Origin of the sequence: Pseudomonas sp. B21-054, from assembly GCF_026016345.1 — a bacterium.
Lineage (GTDB): Bacteria > Pseudomonadota > Gammaproteobacteria > Pseudomonadales > Pseudomonadaceae > Aquipseudomonas.
In genome coordinates this window covers 4,338,819-4,359,023 of sequence record NZ_CP087204.1, presented here as the reverse complement: position 1 = coordinate 4,359,023, position 20,205 = coordinate 4,338,819, and the positions used below count along the sequence as shown (strand labels likewise).

The following is a 20,205-nucleotide window of genomic DNA, read 5'->3' as shown; positions in this document are numbered from 1 at the left end:
CTGCTGAAACCGAGCATTGGATTCTGAGATTGCTTCTGTGCACTCTGCGAACGTTTTCAGGGCGCGCAGTGACTAACCGCTCCTTTTGCTCAGGGGTAGAGTGTTCCGAACAAGACTAAAACAAGCAAGGAACATTCCATGACCGTCGCTACCCTGAAGACCCGATTTTCCAGCCGCTATGAAATTCCGTATCCGGTTGTTCAAGCTGGCATGGCATTCGCGAGTATGACCGAGGTGCTTCCGGTGGCTGTGAGTGAAGCCGGGGGGATCGGAACAATCGCTAACGTGGGTTCTTTACCTCCAGAAATACTTGAACATGTCTGGCAGGCGGCACGTCGACTCACTTCTCGCCCATTGTCTATTAATCTCATCACCTACTATGTTAATCCGTCGATAATTGACACTATCGTCCGCTTGCGTCCGCTCTCGGTCTCTTTCCATTGGGGGCGTCCGAATCCAGAGTGGGTAAAATTACTTAAAGGTGCAGGCGTTGAAGTTTGGGAGCAAGTTGGCTCGGTAGCGGAGGCGTTACGTGCTGTTGAGGACGGCATTGATGTTGTCATCGTGCAAGGTAGTGAAGCGGGTGGACACAACTATGGCGAGTCCTCATTGTTAACACTGTTGCCTGCTGTTCGCGACGCCGTAGGTCCAGAGCCGATGCTGCTTGCTGCTGGCGGAATTGTTGATGGAAGATCATTGGCTGCGGCCTTGATGTTGGGGGCGGACGGTGTCTGGGTAGGAACTCGTTATTTGGCATCTGTGGAGTCTGAGGCGCATCCAGAGTGGAAGCGTCGACTTCTTAGCGCTCGTGCGGTAGATACATGCTGTACGCATATATTTGGACGTCAAGATCCTCTATTTAATCCCATTCGTGTGCTTCGCAACAAAGTGGTTGAAGAGTGGAATGATCGTGTTGATGAGGCGCCATTGGATGATCAGGGAAGTCCAGGAATTATCGGATCGATGGAGCTCTTCGGACAAGTTGTCCCTTTACAACGTTTTCAGAATATGGCCCCCATGCTGAGTGCCGAAGGTGACTTGGATGAGTTCCCACTTCTCAGTGGTGAGGGGGTCGAGATGATAAGAGATATTCCAACTGCCGCTGAAATTACGCACCGGTTAGTGGCTGAGGCATTGACGGTTTTGAATGGTTTCGAGCTGTCGGGGGTGACCAAATGAGTAATGTTGTAACCGCCGTAGAGCAGGCACTCAAAGCCATTGAACAGTACATTGAATTAAATGCGGTAATTTCTTATGACGCGGTCTCTGCATTAGGCCAAGCCCGTACGGCGGACGCTGAGGAAGAGTACAAGCAAAAGCCTGCTCATGGCGTGACTGCACTTATAAAGGACAACATCGCGACCAATGGTTTCGCGTTTACTGGAGGATCGCCGGTTTTCTCTAATTATTATCCTGATAAAGAGAGCTCCGCAGTAACTTTGTTGAGGGACGCTGGCGTTGTTGTGGTTGGAAAAGCCAACTTGCATGAAGTCGCTTTTGGTGTGACTAGCGCGAACGAACATACTGGATTCGTTCGTAATCCATTTGACCCTAAGCGACTAGCGGGGGGGTCGTCTGGAGGATCTGCTGTCGCTGTGGCAACGGGAATGGCTCACGTATCTTTAGCGACCGACACGGGTGGCTCGGCCCGAATTCCGGCTGCACTGTGCGGTGTATTTGGTTGGCGTCCGACAACAGGACGTTATCCTAATGATGGTCTTATGACCCTGAGTCCAACCAGGGACACGCTGGGTTTGATTGGTGCTGATGTTCATCAGATTGCAGTATTGGATGCCGTGTTGGCGGGCGTCCCGTCAGAACCGTTGAGCCCGCCAAGAAAATTGAAATTGGGTGTCGTGCGCCAGTATTTCTGGGAGGGGCTTTCTGAGCCGATGGCTGAGGCGTGCGAGTCGGCTTTGCACAAGCTCGCGAATGCAGGAATCGAGCTGGTTGATATTGATGCAAGTGAAATTGGTCGCATCGACGCCGAGATAAGTTTTCCGATAGCTTTCTGGGAAACATCTAAAACATGGAATGACTATTTAGAGCGCGTCCATGGATTGTCTTTGGTGGATTTTTTGAAAACGATTGCGAGTAAAGATGTCCGTGAGTTGTTTGAGTTCATGACAGGGCCGGAGATGCCGTCTGAGTCGGACTATCTCAAGGCACTGGAGGGGCTGGCTAAGATTAAAGAAGCGTATGCAGGTGCTTTTGCCTGTGGAGTAGACGCATTACTGATGCCCACGACGGTGCGCGACGCAATGTATATGCATGAGCGGGAGCTGTGTGAGCTAAATGGTGAAAGCAGGACGACGTTTTCAACATTCGTGCGTCAGACGAGTCCAGCCTCGCTGGCTGGAGTGCCGTCCATCAGTGTGCCAGCAGGATATTTGGATAATGGTATGCCTTTTGGGCTCATGTTGGAGGCGCCCAGGCTGGATGACAGGAAGCTCCTCAGCATAGCGCTGCGTGTTCACTCTGTATGTGGTGCGTGCGTAGCGCCTGACCTTTTTCAAAAAAAAGTTGAGTGTTGAAGATGCGAACCATAAAACACTTGTACCGTTACCCAGTGAAGGGCCTGAGCGGTGAAAAATTATCATCTGTGGAACTTGAACAAGGTAGAGGCTTCCCCGGTGATCGAGTATTCGCCATAACAAATGGGAGTGCTACTTTCGATGTTGATAGTTTAAAGTCTGAGCCAAAAACTAGCTTTTTAGTTTTGATGAAATACGCTGAATTAGCACGTTTAGATACGAGATATGACGCTCAGCGCAAAGTGTTAGAAGTTCGTGAGCACGGCGGACAGAACGTGTTGCTGGAGTCGTCGCTGATGACCGAAGAAGGTAAGGCAGATATAGCCGCTTTTTTTCGTGAGTTCTTGGGTGAGCAGGTCATTACGGGCAGTCCAAAGGTAGTGCATCGAGAAACGCATCCGTTTACTGATGTTTCTGTAGTGTCTCCTACGTTGATGCACAGTATTTCGATTATCAACCTCACTTCTTTATTTGAGGTTGAGAAGGCGCTCGGTAAAAAACTTGATCCGCGACGGTTTAGGGCGAACGTGTATTTCCAAGGTGGGCAACCTTGGGAAGAGTTTGAATGGATGGATAAGGAAATAACAATTGGCTCCATCAGAGCGAAGGTTAATTTTAAAACGCGCAGATGTCCTGCGACAGACGTAAATCCTGAGACGGCTGAACGTGATTTAGCGTTGCCACAGTTTCTTCGGAAAACGTTCGGCCATGGTGACCTTGGGGTTTATGCGGAGATTATTACGCCGGGAACCCTGAAGGTGGGTGATAAGGTGTTGCCGCTATTGTGAGCTGTTAGCGGGAATTTTTTTCATAAAGAGAGCACAGAATCTCTCAAAAAAGGAGGGTCGGAATGTCCCAGGACATAAACGAACTATCGCAACGCTATTGTGGCGACGAGATAGGGTTGATAGGCGCAACCGGTAATTTGGGAGGACGCGTTGCCCGAGAGCTGGCGGATCAAGGGTGCTTTGTGCGATTGATTGTCCGGCAACCCAAAAAGCTTCAGAACTCCGTGCATACAGTTGTATTTGGTGACCTAGACAGTCCAGAAACACTGGCTTCCGCCATGAAGGGCCTGAAGTGCCTCATTGTCATCACTTCGGATAACACTCGTCAGTATGTACAGGGTGCCTCGGCAATCAATGCAGCGAAACTGGTAGGCGTGAGTCGCATTGTGCTTGTGTCGGCAATGCTCGCGGGTGAACACGTCCCTCGAAGCTTTGCGGCAAGGCATGCAGGAATTGAGAGAGAGGTTAGGGCCTCTGGACTTGAGTACGTCATTCTCCGCCCCAGTGTTTTTATGCAGAGTTGTTCTAATTTTACAAACTTCAAAAATGGTCGCATGGTGGTTCCTGTGCCGAGTGGAAGTGTGGCGTTTGTCGACGCGCAGGACGTTGCTAGTGCGGTTGTACAATGCGCAATCAACCCGTTGTCCAGCGAGCTGAAAAATAGTATTAGAGTGTTGACTGGTGATGAAAGTGTGAGTTTCAAGGAGGCGGCGATAATACTTTCTTCATCTGTTGGGGTTTCTGTTAAACACAAATCTCCACCTCTATTGATTGTTAAATTCATTCTCCCATGGCTGGTAGGGCGTGAAATGGCCTCTATGTTGTCTTACATGTTTTCGCGCCTTGAGGATGGGCGAGAGGCCAAGCCGACGGGAGACTTGCAGCGCCTCTTGGGTAGAAAGCCCAAGACGCTTTCTGAATGTTTTACTCGTGAAAAAGAAACGCTAGTTAACAAGTACTAAAATAAGCGATTTGCTGAGTCGCCACATACTGCCTAGATAACAATCATTCCAATATATGCGTCAAAGACGCAAAGGTGAAGTATGCATAGCTTGATTGGCTCTGAGAATAAACTAATGACTTTGGGTGCATTCAGAGTAAATTTTAACTCTCTAGATGTGATAAGAGGTCTCGATCGTAGTTGTCGGCAACTGTGTATGTTTATGCTTTTCTTTTGCGTGACGACTGTGATGTTTCTGGGGCGGGCTTATGCTTCTGAGGGAGGAGGGGCGCATTATCCTAGTGGCGTTAATACGATAATGAACGGTGCGCTACCTGCGCCCGGCGAAACGATGATGTTCAATTATTTTCAGTATTATGAAAGTACACGTCTAAATGATTCGCATGGCCGTTCGCTGGATCCTGACTTCAAGCTTAATGTTGCAGCATGGGCTCCGCGATTTGCACACACGTGGGAAAATAAAGTGGGGCCGTTTTTTCTAGCATCAGCTATTTCTTTGCCGATGACGCGTGTGGATGTTAGGGCGTTTGGGCGGCATCAAGTGAGTACAGGGATGGGCGACCCTACATTGTCTCCGCTGCTGTTTTACTATGTTAATCCAGCTGGAAATTTCTTCGCTTATTTTGGCCCAGATATCTGGGTTCCGGTTGGAGAATACGATAAGGATCGTATAGCAAATAACGGTCTAAACTATTGGTCAGTGTCTCCAAATGTGATGTTTACTTGGCTCCCCTCAAGCCGCTGGGAGATCTCTGGTACTATCTACAGCGAATTCAATGCTGAAAACAAAGCGACAAATTATCGTTCCGGAAATAGCGTTACTATTGACGGAGCCGTCGGTTACAGACCGTTTTCTGATATGCCAGAGCTTAAGTTCGCTTTACAGGGTTTTGCTTTAAAACAGTTTACTGATGATAAGGTCGATAATGTCTCTATTCCAGGTGGTAATAGAGCCCAGGCGATGGGGTTGGGACCTCAGATTTCATATGATATTTTGGGCGGGAAAGGCGGAATTATGGTGAAATACCAGCGAGAGTTCGCTGTAGAAAACCGAAGTGAGGGTAATAAATTTTGGGTGGAAGTCGTCTTCCCCTTATAATTTCATGGTGAGCGTGTCGGCTAGGATGAAGGAGCTCTGGAGCGGCTTCTTGTGGATGAAAAGCTGGCTCGACCTTTCAGGCATGTTAAGGTAGATCTTGGTACTGGCCATTGCTGCTTAGGTTGGTTGCAAGGCTCCTGAGATTTTTGGAGCCTTGTAATTGATGTGCACTTTCGGAGTTGGGTGAGACGTGTTATTCATCGCTTAAGTTTATGAATAAGGTTTCGAGTAACTTGTTCAGTCGCTTTATTTGGGCTTGACTAAGGCCTTTGAAACTTTGACGGAATAGGTCGCTAGTTACTTCGATCATCTGTTCAAACATCTCCCTACCTCTTGGGGTGAGTCGAACTTGCGTGACTCGACCGTCGTCTGGATTGGCGGCGGTTTCGACAAGACCATCTTCTTTCATGCGCCAGATGATTCTAGTCGTGGTGGGAAGTTTTGTGATGGCGTGATTCGATATCTCCGATATGTTTGATTCACCATAGACCTTGAGGATGAAAAGTACACGCCAGGATGGAATATCTAAGTTAATTTTCTTGAGCGCTTTTTCCATGCGCTGAGTGTACTTTCCATGGGCCTGTGCTAACCAAAAAAAGGGAAATTCTTCCTTTTTAAATGTGTCACTAGCTGGGTCATATTGGGTGCGATGGATGCTGGGAGCTTTCACGTTTTCCCTCTGTGTTTTTGGTCATCACTCATGATAAACATATTTTCGCATTTTCGGCACGCTCTAGGATGGGGCTCGGCGTGCAGCACGCTCGTCAGCGGATGTTGAATTCTTCCGCACTGACGCATCCTTGTGCCAGAGGTGCTATGAGCCTTGCTATTTCGAACGGCTCCTACCAACGTCCCAGTTCCTGGGGAGGCGTTCTCTCCTTCTCAGGGGGGCGAGCCACGATTAGAAAGTATCCCCTTTCGCCCAATTTGTTTGCCGGATTTTTTAAGGATCGTCGGGAAATTGTTCTTGGTCTTTATGAACAGGATATTGGATTGCGCGAAATAAGCAGTGTTGCTTCATTGTTTTCTCACCCTGGGCTGAAGTAGTCCTACATTCCGGTCGACTTCAACCGCTGTAGTGGTCAACTGATCCCGGACACGATGTTAAGTTTTTTCTCGGCCTGGGCTGGGGCCAGTCCGTTGTTGAATTGGTGCGGTCTGATCCAGTTGTACCGATGCATCAGGTAATGACTGATGTCACGGTGCGCTTCTTGAGCTGTCATGTAGCCCACAGTCGGTATCCATTCAGTTTTCAAGCTGCGAAACACACGCTCCATCGGCGAGAGTCCCAACAGTTTCCACGACGGCTCATGCTCTGACGCATGCGGTAACGCCAGAGCCGTTGGCGAAAGTGGCGGCTGCCATATTGCGATCCCTGATCCGAGTGGAACAGCAACCCTTGAGGCCTGCCACGCTGTTCGTAAGCCATGTCCAACGCCTTGATGACCAGATCTGCATCCGGCTTGTTTGATAGCGCCCAACCCACAACCCGGCGTGCGTAGAGATCCAGAACGACAGCCAGGTAATGCCATTTCCCTTGAGCCCAGATGTAGGTGATGTCACCACACCAGACTTGATTGGGGGCCGGCACATCAAACTCTCGATTCAAGATGTTTGGAGTATCAGGCCGCTCGACCGTCGCTTGTTTGTAGACATGTGAGCCAGGCTGTTTGCTGACCAACTCCAGTTCCCGCATCAGGCCTCGCACCTTGAATCGCCCGATCTGCTCGCCGTTTTCCTGCATCATCGACACGGTGCTGGGGCTACCAGCGGCGCTACGACTTTGCGTGAACAGTTCATTGACCCGACTGCGCAACCGAAGCCGCTCAACGTCCGGAGTTCGGCGCCGGAGGCGGTGGGCGTAGTAACACGCGCGAGTAATGTCAAAGACTGTGCAAAGCCAATCGACCGGCTCTTGGGCGCTCAGTTGATCAATCAGCGCGTGCGCTCGTGCTCTTCCGACATCAAGAGCGCGGTAGCCTTTTTTAAAATGGATTTCTCCCGCTCAAGACGAGCGATCCGGGCTTCTAACTCCTGGATCTTCTGCTGCTCGGGCGTCAGCGCCTTTGTCTGCGGAGTAACACCGCTGCGCTCCTGCTGGAGTTGGTTAACCCAGCGACGCAACGTGGACTCGACCACCCCAAGCGAGCGGCTGGCTTCGATATGGCTATAGCCTTGATCGAGCACAAGGCCTGCGGCCTCTTTGAATCAGCGGAAAAGGAACGACCTTGTTTGGTCATCAGACACCTCTATCTGGCGAGCATTCTCGCCTAAATGGGTGTCCGGTTTCATTAGACCACTGCACCCCCAGCTTAGCCGGGGGGATTTCTTGGATGAATCACACCGGGTTTCGTGGAGTTCTCATGGACGATAACCTGACCACGCGTCGGCAATGATTTTCCTCACGGATTCACGATCTAAAGGTCTTGGATTGGAATAGGCATTCTTCATAGCAAGATCGGCGGCGACGTCTATTCCGCTTTCCGGCATACCCAAATCACGCAACGCCATGTTTGCACCAAGGTTGTGAGCTAAGTCGTACAGCCCTGTTGCTGCATGTTCGCTACCTAGTGCTCGTGCGATTTGGCGCATAGCTTCGGGAGCGTCAGCGCTGTTGAAGGCGGCAGCATGAGGAAGCAGGACCGTATGGGTTTCGGCATGGGGGAGATTGAAGGTTCCGCCTAAGGTGTGACAAAGCTTGTGATGGATAGCCATGCCGACCGAACCTAAGGCGATGCCGCACAACCACGCGCCATACAAGGCTTGCGTACGAGAGGCATGATCTTTTCCATTCTTCATCAGTATTGGCAATGCGTTAGCCAATGCCCTGATCCCTTCCTCTGCGAGTAAAGAAATTACAGGGTTGCGATCATGCGCATAGAGGGCTTCCACTGCGTGAGCTATCGCATTCATTGCACTGGTAAGAGACGTTTGTAGGGGCAGATCTAACGTTAGATCTGGGTCATAGATTACGACGCGGGGAAGTATTCGCGGGTCGCTTTTGGTAACTTTAAGGCCGTTTTGCGTTTCGCCAATGATGGCTGTCATTTCTGAACCCGCGTAGGTCGTCGGAGCAACAATCTGAGGTAAACCGGTTCTTAGTGCTATTGCTTTTGCAAGCCCCGTCGTTGAGCCGCCGCCGACCGCAACGATGCCATCGATCTGATGCAAGGTTACCAATTGCATCGCTTCATCAGTCACGTGTGTAGGCGTATGCATGGTGGCATTCGAGAATATAGCGGACGCATGGGAACCCAGATTGCTGGCTAAATTTTCGGCAAATTCGCGTTGTCGTGAGGTTGATACGATAATTACTCGCTTCAACCCCAACTTTTCGACCTCATCCGGCAGATTTTCTAAAGCGCCCGCGCCAAATATGACGCGAGGAGTTGTTGTGTTGAAAGTGAAGGGGTGCAGGACGTCTGGATGTGTTGGAGCACTTTTCATGGTTAGAGATCCCTACGGATGAGGTGTATTAGCGTATGGCCACGGCGTTGGCCGGGGAGCCCACACCTCCAACGATAGGAAGCGGCGAAGCGGTTATCAAAAAGGTATATCGCCCATCGGCGTCGCAGGCGGAGGCCAGCGACTCCATATCCCATAGCTCGCCAATAGGCATGCCTAACAAAGGAATGATGGAACGATGCATGATGCCTCCGTGAACGCTGCAGCTTTCATGCGCATGTTCGGCAGCGGTGAAAAATGGACTGTCTGGTTTTGCTGGCCAGCACTCAAGAGCAAAATTGTCGGCTGCAATCATGCTAATACGGTTATCCCATAACCACGCAACGGTGTCGTGAGACTGAAGCAGTCCTGGGTGGAACTGCTCACTGACTAAGCGTGCACGCGCTTCGTCTGTGGCGTGGTTGCGATAGTAATCTAACCATCCGAAGCGCAGTAGAACAATGTCACCCGTTTCGATTTCGACACCTTGAGCCATCCTCGCGGCTTCAAGAGTCTGTACTGAAATAGCTTCGCCGCCGGCTTGGTCGATCGGTGTACCCTGCGATTCCAGATAGCGCGCAACATCAATAAGCACGCCACGGCCCGCAATTGGCGCGGCGGTGAAATGGTGCATGCTTAGAGTTTCAGTGCCTGGCTTAAACTGTTTTGGATCATAACCGTTATAGAAGCCGTATTCGGGGTGACCAATATGGCGCAAGCCATCAATCTGCGAGCCATATTGCGTGTAGAAATTGTCCAGCCATTCGTCGTGGTGAAAGTCATTGCGCTGAAAGATGTGATGAGTAATGGGTTTGCGAGTGGGGGCCAGTGAAGGGGCGATGGCATCAGAGCGCAAGTCTAATGAAAAAGCCTGCCCTGTCAGGATGCTTTCGGCGCCGTTACGTCTACTAGTGGCAGAAAGAAAATTAAGTGTTCCAAGTTGGTCATTATCCCCGAAAAGCTTCCACGACGAGCCCGGAGGAGCATCGGAGCGATTCAGTAAGGCTTGATAGTCAGGAAGATTTTGGATGTCTGCAGGTAACATGAATGACTCCTTTTTATCAGCATGAGCATGTAATTTGTCGAATAAAGCCAATTACTTACGTGAGTAAGCCTTTGCGCCAAGCGCTGAGCTAATTTGTTCGGCAGCCTCTAGTAACGGTTGAAGCAGTTCATTTTTCATTTGCTCGAAATTACGTTCGCCGATACCGCATGAAAATGACAGCGCCGCAACCACTCTTGCGTTTGTGTCTCGAATCGGTGCAGCGATTGACCGGCGTCCTAGCTCCAGCTCTTGGTCGACAGCGTCCCAACCCTGAATACGAACATGCTGCAACCGAGCTTTTAATGCTTCCTGGTCAATAATGGTCTTATCGGTGAGGGCCTTAAGTTCGGCATACTTGAAATACCGGGCAAGTGCTTCCTCGCTCAAATCAGCTAGCAAAACATGTCCAGAGGAGGTGGCGTGAGCCGGAAGCCGTGTCCCCACGGCTAAGGTGATGCTGGTGATCCGATGGCGATGAACCCTGTTTATATACACCACGTCGGAGCCATCCAGGGTCACCAGCGAGGTACTTTCTTGCAAACAATCTGTTAGCTTCTCCATGATCGGCTGCGCGACTTCCGGGAGGTTTTGCGACGATAAATACGCGTACCCCAGCTCAAGAACTTTTGGATTCAAGCAGAATTTTGTGCCGAAACTGTTTGCGTACCCGAGGTGTTCGAGAGTCAACAAAATCCTACGCACCGTGGGCTTACTCAAGCCGGTTGCGGTGGCGATCTCTGTAAAGCTCAGATACGGCTTGCTATTGGTGAAGGTCTTTATCACCAGAATGCACCGCTCGATCGACTGTATGTAGTCCCGTCCTAGTTCATCACTCATTCGAATTTGCCATGGCTGTTCACTTTCTGTTGACAGAGTCGCGGTTTGAAATCAATCTGTACTCATTGCGTACAGACTGTACGCATAACGTACGCCATTTTGTGGTGCTGATGCAAGCCCAAAAACGCCGTGTCTACCATTGGCCTCAAGGCTAAAGCGGCAAGCACATCTGAAAAACCAGGCCATGCGAACCCCTGCGGGCCTCAAAAAAAGGTATCAGTAATGGTTAATCAGCGTGTCAAAACTGTGATTGAAGATCTGGAAACAACTCTGTGCGCCTTTATGCGTAAGCATCAAATCTCCCATTCTGAGTACCGGGCGGCCACGGATTTGATCATTCAGTCCATAAAGCTTGGTGAAGAGTCGTTGTTGTTTGACGTTTTCTTTGAGGCCGAAGCGAGCGACATCAGCAATAACGAGCGCCAGGGCAGTCCTGAAGCTATTGAGGGGCCTTTTTACCTCAGGGGTGCCCCGCAACTGTATCCGCCATACGTGATGCCTCAGCGTGATAATGAGCCAGGCGAGCTCCTTTTTTTTAAAGGCGCTATCACTGATCTCGAAGGTAATCCGGTGCCAGAAGCGGAACTTGATTTGTGGCATGCGGACGCGTTGGGGCTTTATTCCAATATCCACCCGGGAATTCCAGACTGGAATCTGCGCGGACGCTTTTACGCAAACAAGCAAGGGCAGTATGAAATTCAGTCAATCTTGCCGCCACCTTATGAGATCCCAAAGGCGGGCCCTACGGGTGCGGTGTTGAGCGCGCTAGGGCGGCATTGCTTCAGGCCTGCACACCTGCATGTAAAAGTCAAACACCCTGCCTTCGGTGAGATGACTTCACAGTTGTACTTTGAGGGCGGTGAATACCTTGACAACGACGTGGCCAGCGCAGTCCGCGATGGCCTGGTTGCGAAACTGGTTTATCGAGATTCGGCTGAGGACCTTGCTATTCGTGGGCTGACGAAGCCGTATTATGAAGTAATCTACGATTTCGTCCTGTCTGCGGTGCCTGGTAAAACTGCTACAGAATGAACGATTTAGGCAATAACGTTATTTTGAATGTGCAGACGTTGGTTGAGCATGCCTCTTGCGGTTGAGTAATCCTGAGTAGTAAAGAGTCCGGCTCACTATATGAGGCTATAGATGAACATTGAACCGTTTTACCTGAAGTCGATAACGACCCAATGTCTAGATCTGCCCTTATTACAACCGATCAAGATGTCGTTCGGCAATGTTGAAAAATTGAACGTTGTACTGATCCGGGTTAGGGATCAGGAAGGCCGAATGGGAATCGGCGAGGCATCAGTGTTAGGGGGGCCATACTGGGGAAGCGACAGTGTCGAAAGCATCCAGGCGGTCATCGAGCGCTATATCGCGCCTGCGCTTGTGCGCTTCCCAATCACCGGCATAGAGGCGACGTCTACCTTCTTGAGTCGGCTTATACGGGGTAACGGGCCGGGACGGTCAGGCGTTGAGATGGCGGTGCTGGATTTGTTAGGTCGCAGATTGAACACCTCAAGTATCAATTTATTAGGCGGTTGTTGCAGATCGCAGGTGCCTGTCGCTTGGACCCTTTCGACTGGCAGCTTGGAAGGTGATGTGGAAGAGGGGGAACGTGCGATTCTGGCGCGCGGACATCGTCGCTTCAAAGTCAAGTTGGGGCGTGAAAATATTGCCGCAGATGTAGCTCGTGTAGCCGGTATTGTAGACGCTTTCAACGGTAGGGCTACTGTAATTGCGGATGTTAACCAAGGGTGGGATCTAACTACCGCGTTAAGGTATTTACCTCAACTGCAGGAGGCCGGGCTGGAGGCGATTGAGCAGCCGCTGCTGGCCAATGATTTGGAGGGCGCGGCGCGTTTGGCAGGTATGCTGCATATGGATGTTATTGCCGATGAGGCTTTAACAGATTCCACTATTGCTTTTTCTCTAGCAGCGCGGCGTGCAGTCACTGCATTCGCTTTGAAGCCCAACCGCGATGGTGGAGTGGTGAACTCTCGGCGTCTTTCGTGCATCGCTCAGGCTGCGCGAATCAAGCTTTATGGCGGTACCGCTCTTGAAACGTCGATTGGTACGGCGGCCAGTGCCTTGCTATATGGCAGTTTACCTGAGCTGCAACTTGGGAGTGAGCTCTTTGGTCCTCATCGAGTGCGTGATGATCTAACCTTAAAATCACTCACGGTTGTGGATGGAATGTTGCAGCTGCCTGATGGTATTGGGTTGGGTGTTGAGTTGGATGAGGATCGTATCCTGGATTTAGTGGTGGCCGAGAAAGATTGCGCTAGTCGTCGGCCTTGACGTAGCTGATAAAGCGTGCGGCGGGTTCAAAAAACACACCTACTCTAAAATCAAAAATAAATACGATTGACCAAAGGTCAGCCTATTCATATGAGTGTGCGCGTCAGCTATGTGATAGCCAGTAAATTTCGACTGATGGCGTTGTTTTCATGTCGAACCTTGTTAGAGGGCAAGAACAACCAGTAGCCTATTCAAATTTCATCTGTAAAAGGTAGGGACTGCGAGCCTGACATATATGATTAGCCTCGCCTGTGGCAGAAAGAGTGTTTGTATAGTAATTCTGACTTCTTCAAGGCTCTGTGCTCTTCCTATGCGGTGGTGATTGCTCAAGGTGAATAGAAGCGAAATTTTTTACAGTGAAGATAAAAACACAACAACGCAGGTCTTTTATCACATAGTGCGTCCAAACCGGTGTTGCGGAATTTTGGGGTTGACATGTCAAGACGGATTATACCGCTTTGCAGCGGCAACTTATCCAATAGAGGATAAACATGACCAACGTAATGAAGGACGGTTTGGGGCGACAGATTGACTACCTGCGGATGTCGGTGACTGATCGTTGTGATTTCCGTTGTGTATATTGCATGCCGAAACGCATGACCTTCCTGCCACGTCAGCAGGTGCTTACGCTGGAAGAATTGCTGCGTCTGGCAAAGCTGTTCGTCGGGGCAGGCATACGCAAAATTCGGCTTTCTGGCGGCGAGCCGTTGATTCGTCCGGGGATAGTCGATCTGTGTCGCAATATCGCTGCGTTGCCCGGTTTGCGTGAACTGGTGATGACCAGCAACGGCTCACAACTGGGCAGCCTTGCCCGGCGATTGGCGGAGGCCGGGGTCAAGGGGATGAACATCAGTCTTGACAGCTTGGACGAGCAGAAATTTCGAGCTATTACTCGAAACGGAAATCTCGTTCAAGTGCTGGAAGGCATAGAGGCGGCACGGGATGCGGGGTTTGAGCGGTTAAAGCTCAACTGCGTGGTGATGAAGGGCCGCAATTTTGATGAAGTCCCGGCGTTGGTGCAATACGCCATTGATCGACGTATTGATATCAGTTTCATTGAGGAAATGCCGTTGGGCGATGTCGGGCGCTTCCGGGGCGAATCATTCTGCTCCAGTGATGAAGTGCTGATGTTGATCGCCAGCCATCATCGGTTGCTCGACAGCACTGAAAGCAGCGGCGGCCCCGCACGTTATGTTCGCTTGGAGTGCCATCCTGATACCCGGATCGGATTTATTTCACCTTATAGTCACAACTTCTGCGGCAGTTGCAATCGGGTCCGTACGACCGTTGAGGGTCAGTTGTTACTCTGTCTCGGTCAAGAGAACGCGCTGGATTTGCGCAGTTTAATGCGTCGTCATCCGCAAGAAGATCTGCCTTTGATCAGCGCGGTGCAGCAGGCGTTGCGCGGCAAGCCGCGGGGTCACAATTTCAGCTCGGAAGGCGCGGTACAAATTGTGCGGTTTATGAACATGACCGGAGGCTAATGATCGGCGCCGCTTCCAAAAATAATCGAACGGTATTTTGCCACAACGAAATCTTTATAGTTCTCGAGAGGATTCATTGTTGGCGGCGCGATCAGCTATATAGCGACGGTTGCGGGCCCGAGCGTTGAGCAGCCAGTGGTCGAGGTCGCGGATTTTGTAGTCGTTGGGATAATGCACGCTGCACTCGTACGCTGCGCCGCTATCGTTCACTCTATATGCGCTTTGCAGAGCTGATGTGGGCGTGACGCCTGCCAAATACGTGTTTGCTGAATCGAAATCTGTACCGGCCGAGCTATTCTCGAAATGTCCGATAAGGTGCGGTTGTTGTCGTTTAGTCTTGCTGTAACAATCCATCAATCGTCCGCAAGCAATGATTCAATCCCGGCGACCCATCGCCCACCCGCCGACTGAGAATGATCGGTGAGGTCGCATTCTCTTCCAGTAGCGGCGTGAAGCCGATGTCGTCGCGGTGCAGCAACTGCACCGAGGCCGGCACCAATGTGATTCCGATCCCGGCCCCCACCAGACCGATCGCCGTTTGCAGCTCATTGGTCCATTGCGCTACATGGATGCTCACTCCGTAGGATTCGAACAACGCAATAACGTGATCGGCGTAGCTGGGGCGTGGGTTGCCAGGGTAAAGCACAAAGGATTCCCTGGCCAAGTCGCGCAGGCTGATGGGGGCGGCCAGCAATGGATGTCCGGCGGGCAGGGCGGCAACCAGACGATCCTCGGCCAGTACGGTCTGCACGATAGCCGGGTCGTCGATACGGATGCGTCCGAAGCCGACGTCTATACGTCCCGCCTTCAGAGCTTGCACCTGTTGCAGCGTGGTCATTTCCGAAAGTCCTAACTCCAGTTCCAACGGCTCGCCACTACGCAACCGGCGGATAAGTTCCGGTAGCACACCGTATAGCGTTGATGGCGCAAAGCCGATACCCAGCCAAGTTTTCTCCCCGAGACCGATCCGCCGCGTGTTGTCGCAGACCTTGCCAAGTTGCTCCAGCAGCGCACTCGAATGCTCATGAAAAAAACGCCCGGCTTCGGTCAGCCCCAACGGTCGTCCACGTTCAAATAACCTCACCCCGAGTTCGACTTCCAGTTGCTGGATCTGCCGACTCAGGGGGGGTTGGGCTATGTGCAAGCGCTCGGCGGCGCGTGTGAAATTGAGGGTTTGAGCCAATACATGAAAATACCGCAGGTGACGCAATTCCATGGAGCCTCCAGCTGCAATTGATTTCATACCTTAAAGGTATTGATCCAGACCAATTCTATATTGGTATAGGGAAAAAAGACGTACGAGAATCGATTCCAGCCTTCAGGAACCTTATGGGTATTGTAATGATAGCAACCGCCATTGAATCGATAGAGACGATCGTTGTCGATCTGCCGACCATCCGCCCACACAAGCTGGCGATGCACACCATGCAGAAGCAGACCCTTGTGATCATTCGCGTGCGGTGCGCCGACGGTGTCGAGGGCATTGGCGAATCCACCACCATCGGTGCTTTAGCCTACGGCAGCGAAAGTCCTGACAGCATCAAGACCAACATCGACAAACACTTCGCGCCGCTGTTGCTGGGCCAGAACAGCGCCAACGTGAATGCCGTGATGTTGCGCCTGGAGCGCAGCATTCGTGGCAACACGTTCGCTAAATCCGGCATTGAAACGGCCTTGCTCGACGCTCAGGGCAAACGCGTTGGGCTGCCGGTCAGCGAGTTGCTAGGCGGTCGCGTTCGCGATGCCCTGCCAGTGGCCTGGACACTGGCCAGTGGCGACACCGACAAGGACATCGTCGAAGCGGAGAACATGCTCGACCTGCGTCGGCACCGCATCTTCAAACTGAAGATCGGTGCGGAGGAGGTCAACCGGGACTTGGCCCATGTAATTGCGATCAAGAAAGCGCTTGGTGACCGTGCCAGCGTACGAGTCGACGTCAATCAGGCCTGGGACGAAGCTGTCGCATTGCGTGCCTGCAGGATTCTCGGGACCAATGGCATCGACCTGATCGAACAACCCATCTCGCGTAACAACCGCGCTGGCATGGTTCGCCTAAATGCCATGAGCCCGGCACCGATCATGGCCGACGAATCCATCGAGTGTGTAGAAGATGCCTTCAACCTGGCCCGTGAAGGTGCCGCTTCGGTGTTCGCCCTGAAGATCGCCAAGAACGGCGGCCCACGCGCCGTTCTGCGAACCGCTGCAATTGCCGAAGCTGCGGGAATTGGCTTGTACGGGGGCACCATGCTCGAAGGCAGCATCGGCACCATGGCGTCTGCCCAGGCGTTTGTCACGCTGAATAAACTGGCATGGGGCTCCGAGCTGTTCGGGCCGCTGCTGCTGACCGAAGATTTGCTTAGCGAGCCGCTGATCTATCGCGATTTCGAGCTGCAGGTGCCGAATACTCCGGGGCTGGGGCTGAGCCTCGATGAAGAGAGCCTGGCGTTCTTCCGCCGCGACAAAACCTCTACTGCCATTCATCTAGCTTGAGGAGAGCTCTATATGCTGTTCCACGTAAAAATGACCGTGAACCTGCCGGTCGATATGAATCCTGAAGCGGCGGCCAAATTGAAGGCTGACGAGAAAGCCCTGGCGCTGCGTCTGCAAGATCAAGGCAAATGGCGTCACCTGTGGCGTATCGCCGGGCGGTATGCCAATTACAGCGTGTTCGATGTCGACAGCATTCAGGAACTGCACGACCTGTTGATGCAACTACCGCTGTTTCCTTACATGGCGATTGAGGTCGACGCCATGTGTCGGCATCCATCTTCCATCCGCGAGGATGACCTCTGAACCCAGCCTGTTCAGTTTTGCCAAGCTGATAATTACAAGATCGAGGAATCACATGAACGTCAAAATCTCCCTCACTGTCGATGCGCAGAAGTTTCTCGAAGAAGTCAGCGGCCTCCACAACGATGGCGGCAACCCGCGTACCAAGGCCCTTGTCTACCGCATTCTCCGTGACTCGGTGAAGGTCATTGAAGACCTGGCCGTAACCCCGGAAGAATTCTGGAAAGCTGTCAACTACCTCAACGTTCTTGGTGCGCGTCGGGAGGCCGGGTTGTTGGTGGCTGGGCTCGGCCTGGAACATTACCTTGACCTGCTGATGGATGCCCAAGACGAGCAGGCCGGTAAGATTGGCGGCACACCGCGGACCATCGAAGGTCCCTTGTATGTAGCCGGTGCACCGTTGTCCCAGGGAGAGGCACGCCTTGACGACGGTCTCGATCCAGGTGTGACATTGTTTATGCAAGGCCGGGTATTCAATACCGCCGGCGAGCCGCTGGCTGGGGCGGTGGTGGATGTCTGGCACGCCAACACCGGCGGTACATACTCCTACTTCGATAATGCACAATCGGAATTCAACCTGCGCCGCCGTATCGTCACCGATTCTGAGGGCCGCTACAAATTCCGCAGTATCGTGCCGTCGGGCTACGGCTGCCCGCCGGACGGCCCAACCCAGCAATTGCTCGATCAACTCGGCCGTCACGGCCAGCGCCCTGCGCACGTGCACTTCTTTATCTCCGCGCCCGATCATCGCCACCTGACCACCCAGATCAATCTCGATGGCGATCAATACCTATACAACGATTTCGCCTACGCGACCCGCGACGAGTTGATCGCAAAAATCACCTTCAGTGAAGATCAGCAGCGCGCCGCGGCATACGGCGTCAGCGGTCGTTTTGCCGAGATCGAATTCGATTTCACTTTGCAGCCGTCTGCCCAGCCTGAGGAACAGCAGCGCCATAAGAGGGTTCGCGCACTTGAAGATTGATCGCATTGGTTGCATGGAAATAGGGCAGTCGTGGCACCAGCTGTACGTCGACAACTGCTCTGTCGCCACCGCACCAACGGCAAGGGTTTAGAGCTGGCCTTCCCGAAAGGCGCCGGGAACTCTCGGTTAGTGCGTTCGCTACGATGCTCGAAACACAACCCCGAAGGAAGCTTGCATCTGTGGGCGTATTCTGATTAGAAAATTGCCGGGAGTGGTCTGCTCAAAGGCAGGTCCGTGCATAAACATCCAACTGAGGACTGCGCAATACCACCACGTCAAAATTCTGGATAGGTCATGGAGGACGACCTCGACTGACGACGTTCCCGTCGGTCAGGGTTCAATGAACGCCAACGCGGCTGATACCGAGTCGCTCAGTAACTGCCTTTTGCGTTCTTGATACTCCCCAAAAACAAGTCCAGAATTAAGTCTTTTTCTGCTACGGAAAAAAATAAACCCCTTATGTTTCAACGAGTCGGACACCAGATGCGAGTCTCGTTTCCCGCTCCAAGATTCACAAAAAAGCCACTCAGATGAGTGGTTTTTTTTTGTGCCTGGAAAATGCTTCAGCGTTTGGATACCTGTGCTAGATGCTTGATCATTAGCGCGTTTATAACAAACGGCAAAAAACATACGAGTAGATCGGCATCACGTCTCACCGCGGTGCGATTGAGTGTGCGTATAGGGGCTGAATGATCTAAAACACCTTGTTTGCATTTCATTCTGTCGACAAAAGGGAGCAAGGTTTTGAATTTCATATGGGCTATCGGCTTTCTATTGCTGGCGGGTTGCACAAATACACCCGCAAATCTGATGTCTGATCCAGACAGTTACGATGGTTCGATCCAGGCGAACGTTACTGCTCAATCCGCTTATCGCAACATCCGTCAAGCAAGCAGAATCTGTTTGGAACACTCGCCCCTGGGGACCCCGGTCACCACAGAAGGCGAGTTCGATTCAGAACTCGGTAGCGGGCAAATCACCCAGCGTATGGTGGCCCAAGGCGTGAGGCTCAGTTTGGCAATCATCACTATTGAGCCTACCCCTGAGGGAATCGCTGAGATAAAGCTATACACCCTCAAAGGCTGGAGCACGATTGGGGTCAAGGCGCCTACGTTGGACAAGCTTCGTTCATGGATCAAGGGCGATCAATCCTGCTAAACGTCGACTGTTATGACGTAGTGTTCTGCCCTTCTCGCGGAGGGGCTCGGATGCATTGGGGGGGCGTAAAACCGCTTCTGGTGGTGCGCTTCTCCAACACACGCCGCATGACCGTCCACTCAGCTCTATGGCGCGGTGCTCTTTCTGCAGGTCGGGCTGGGGTCATTACCATTGCGCAAGGATCTAAATCATGACTCACCTAGCACTTGAAATTCGCTTCTCTGATGTCGAAACAGCAGTGCCTACCACCCCAGGCCTTTATCAGATCATCACTGACGAAGGCGAGCTCCTGAAGGTTGGCATCAGCGGTAATCTTCGTAAGAGGCTGTTACAGCATCGACAGTCAAAACAGTCTCGCCTGAAACTCAGAGAGGGAGGCGACTGGCGCAACCCGGCTGACGTCATCAGCAAACAATCAATTCTCGCCAAGCATCTTTACTTTTCACCGCCTGTTTTGGGTTATGACTTACAGACCGAAATCGGACGGCAACGCTATCTGGAGGAACGGTGTCACCTCCTCATTACGCTGACCAGGACCCGGGAGGAGGCGAGGGATATGGAGAGGCCTAAAGAAAAGAGCGGGGACTATCGATTTGGAGGAAGGGTTAAGGCGCTCCCGCTCGACCGAAGCTAAGGCATGCACCCCATACGACCGTCATGCGCGCCTGCCTTGATTCTGCCTATTAGAAATTTTTCTACTCGCAACCAGCCCACCGCCGGTGTTCCAGGCTTGCCTTATCATCCATCAGATCAGTAGCTCGATGAGATTCGCCCCCCGCCAA

The 20,205-nt window shown here is 52.0% G+C and carries 18 protein-coding genes and 1 pseudogene; 13 read left to right on the top strand and 6 right to left on the bottom strand.

Annotated features, from left to right (window positions below; all coding sequences use genetic code 11):
* Positions 1-138 precede the first annotated feature (138 nt).
* The 5 genes from LOY70_RS18705 to LOY70_RS18685 all read left to right on the top strand — a co-directional run bounded on the left by LOY70_RS18705 (position 139) and on the right by LOY70_RS18685 (position 5,382).
* A complete protein-coding gene (locus tag LOY70_RS18705) occupies positions 139-1,179 on the top strand; it encodes an NAD(P)H-dependent flavin oxidoreductase (RefSeq protein ID WP_144402720.1) in 1,041 nt (346 codons plus the stop codon).
* Entirely contained in the window at positions 1,176-2,534 is a 1,359-nt protein-coding gene (locus LOY70_RS18700) for an amidase family protein (protein ID WP_265028851.1), read from the top strand. The genes LOY70_RS18705 and LOY70_RS18700 overlap by 4 nt, the downstream gene beginning before the upstream one ends.
* Positions 2,535-2,536: 2 nt before the next feature.
* Entirely contained in the window at positions 2,537-3,322 is a 786-nt protein-coding gene (locus tag LOY70_RS18695) for an MOSC domain-containing protein (protein WP_265028850.1), read from the top strand.
* A gap of 62 nt (positions 3,323-3,384) precedes the next feature.
* Positions 3,385-4,284, top strand: a complete 900-nt coding sequence (locus LOY70_RS18690; RefSeq protein WP_265028849.1) for an NAD(P)H-binding protein — start codon at positions 3,385-3,387, stop codon at positions 4,282-4,284.
* 81 nt (positions 4,285-4,365) lie between these two features.
* The gene (locus LOY70_RS18685; RefSeq protein WP_265028848.1) at positions 4,366-5,382 is read left to right on the top strand and encodes a transporter; all 1,017 of its coding nucleotides are present in this window, start codon (positions 4,366-4,368) and stop codon (positions 5,380-5,382) included.
* Positions 5,383-5,575: 193 nt separating this feature from the next.
* Here the strand turns inward: LOY70_RS18685 and LOY70_RS18680 are convergent, their stop codons facing one another.
* From LOY70_RS18680 to LOY70_RS18660, 5 genes and pseudogenes are all read right to left on the bottom strand, one after another.
* Positions 5,576-6,052 carry a MarR family winged helix-turn-helix transcriptional regulator gene (locus LOY70_RS18680; protein ID WP_265028847.1) on the bottom strand — a complete coding sequence of 159 codons (477 nt, stop codon included), beginning with the start codon at positions 6,050-6,052 and terminating at the stop codon, positions 5,576-5,578.
* A 412-nt stretch (positions 6,053-6,464) separates the two neighbouring features.
* A pseudogene (locus LOY70_RS18675) lies at positions 6,465-7,622 on the bottom strand (IS3 family transposase).
* Positions 7,623-7,743: 121 nt separating this feature from the next.
* Positions 7,744-8,829 (bottom strand): maleylacetate reductase, encoded by a 1,086-nt coding sequence (locus LOY70_RS18670; protein WP_265028846.1) that lies wholly within the window; start codon positions 8,827-8,829, stop codon positions 7,744-7,746.
* A 28-nt stretch (positions 8,830-8,857) separates the two neighbouring features.
* The gene (locus LOY70_RS18665) at positions 8,858-9,871 is read right to left on the bottom strand and encodes a cyclase family protein (protein WP_047703528.1); all 1,014 of its coding nucleotides are present in this window, start codon (positions 9,869-9,871) and stop codon (positions 8,858-8,860) included.
* A 51-nt stretch (positions 9,872-9,922) separates the two neighbouring features.
* Positions 9,923-10,708: an IclR family transcriptional regulator C-terminal domain-containing protein gene (locus LOY70_RS18660; RefSeq protein ID WP_047703527.1), complete on the bottom strand. Its 786-nt coding sequence runs from the start codon at positions 10,706-10,708 to the stop codon at positions 9,923-9,925.
* Between the two features lie 222 nt (positions 10,709-10,930).
* Between LOY70_RS18660 and LOY70_RS18655 the strand changes: the two genes are divergently transcribed.
* The 3 genes from LOY70_RS18655 to moaA all read left to right on the top strand — a co-directional run bounded on the left by LOY70_RS18655 (position 10,931) and on the right by moaA (position 14,490).
* Complete coding sequence (locus tag LOY70_RS18655; RefSeq protein WP_265028845.1) at positions 10,931-11,740, top strand: dioxygenase; 810 nt, start codon at positions 10,931-10,933, stop codon at positions 11,738-11,740.
* Positions 11,741-11,851: 111 nt separating this feature from the next.
* Positions 11,852-13,006 carry a muconate/chloromuconate family cycloisomerase gene (locus LOY70_RS18650; protein ID WP_265028844.1) on the top strand — a complete coding sequence of 385 codons (1,155 nt, stop codon included), beginning with the start codon at positions 11,852-11,854 and terminating at the stop codon, positions 13,004-13,006.
* Positions 13,007-13,497: 491 nt separating this feature from the next.
* Entirely contained in the window at positions 13,498-14,490 is a 993-nt protein-coding gene (gene moaA, locus LOY70_RS18645) for a GTP 3',8-cyclase MoaA (protein WP_265028843.1), read from the top strand.
* Between the two features lie 331 nt (positions 14,491-14,821).
* Here moaA and LOY70_RS18640 read toward each other — a convergent pair whose 3' ends face one another.
* Complete coding sequence (locus LOY70_RS18640; protein ID WP_265028842.1) at positions 14,822-15,706, bottom strand: LysR family transcriptional regulator; 885 nt, start codon at positions 15,704-15,706, stop codon at positions 14,822-14,824.
* 125 nt (positions 15,707-15,831) lie between these two features.
* Between LOY70_RS18640 and LOY70_RS18635 the strand changes: the two genes are divergently transcribed.
* The 5 genes from LOY70_RS18635 to LOY70_RS18615 all read left to right on the top strand — a co-directional run bounded on the left by LOY70_RS18635 (position 15,832) and on the right by LOY70_RS18615 (position 20,057).
* Entirely contained in the window at positions 15,832-16,980 is a 1,149-nt protein-coding gene (locus LOY70_RS18635) for a muconate cycloisomerase family protein (protein ID WP_265038118.1), read from the top strand.
* Between the two features lie 12 nt (positions 16,981-16,992).
* The gene (gene catC, locus LOY70_RS18630; RefSeq protein ID WP_265028841.1) at positions 16,993-17,283 is read left to right on the top strand and encodes a muconolactone Delta-isomerase; all 291 of its coding nucleotides are present in this window, start codon (positions 16,993-16,995) and stop codon (positions 17,281-17,283) included.
* A gap of 52 nt (positions 17,284-17,335) precedes the next feature.
* Positions 17,336-18,265, top strand: coding sequence for a catechol 1,2-dioxygenase (gene catA, locus LOY70_RS18625; RefSeq protein ID WP_265028840.1), 930 nt, complete (start codon positions 17,336-17,338; stop codon positions 18,263-18,265).
* Positions 18,266-19,009: 744 nt separating this feature from the next.
* On the top strand, positions 19,010-19,423 hold the full coding sequence (locus LOY70_RS18620; protein ID WP_265028839.1) for a hypothetical protein: 414 nt from the start codon (positions 19,010-19,012) through the stop codon (positions 19,421-19,423).
* A 190-nt stretch (positions 19,424-19,613) separates the two neighbouring features.
* A complete protein-coding gene (locus LOY70_RS18615; RefSeq protein WP_265028838.1) occupies positions 19,614-20,057 on the top strand; it encodes a hypothetical protein in 444 nt (147 codons plus the stop codon).
* Positions 20,058-20,205: the final 148 nt, after the last annotated feature.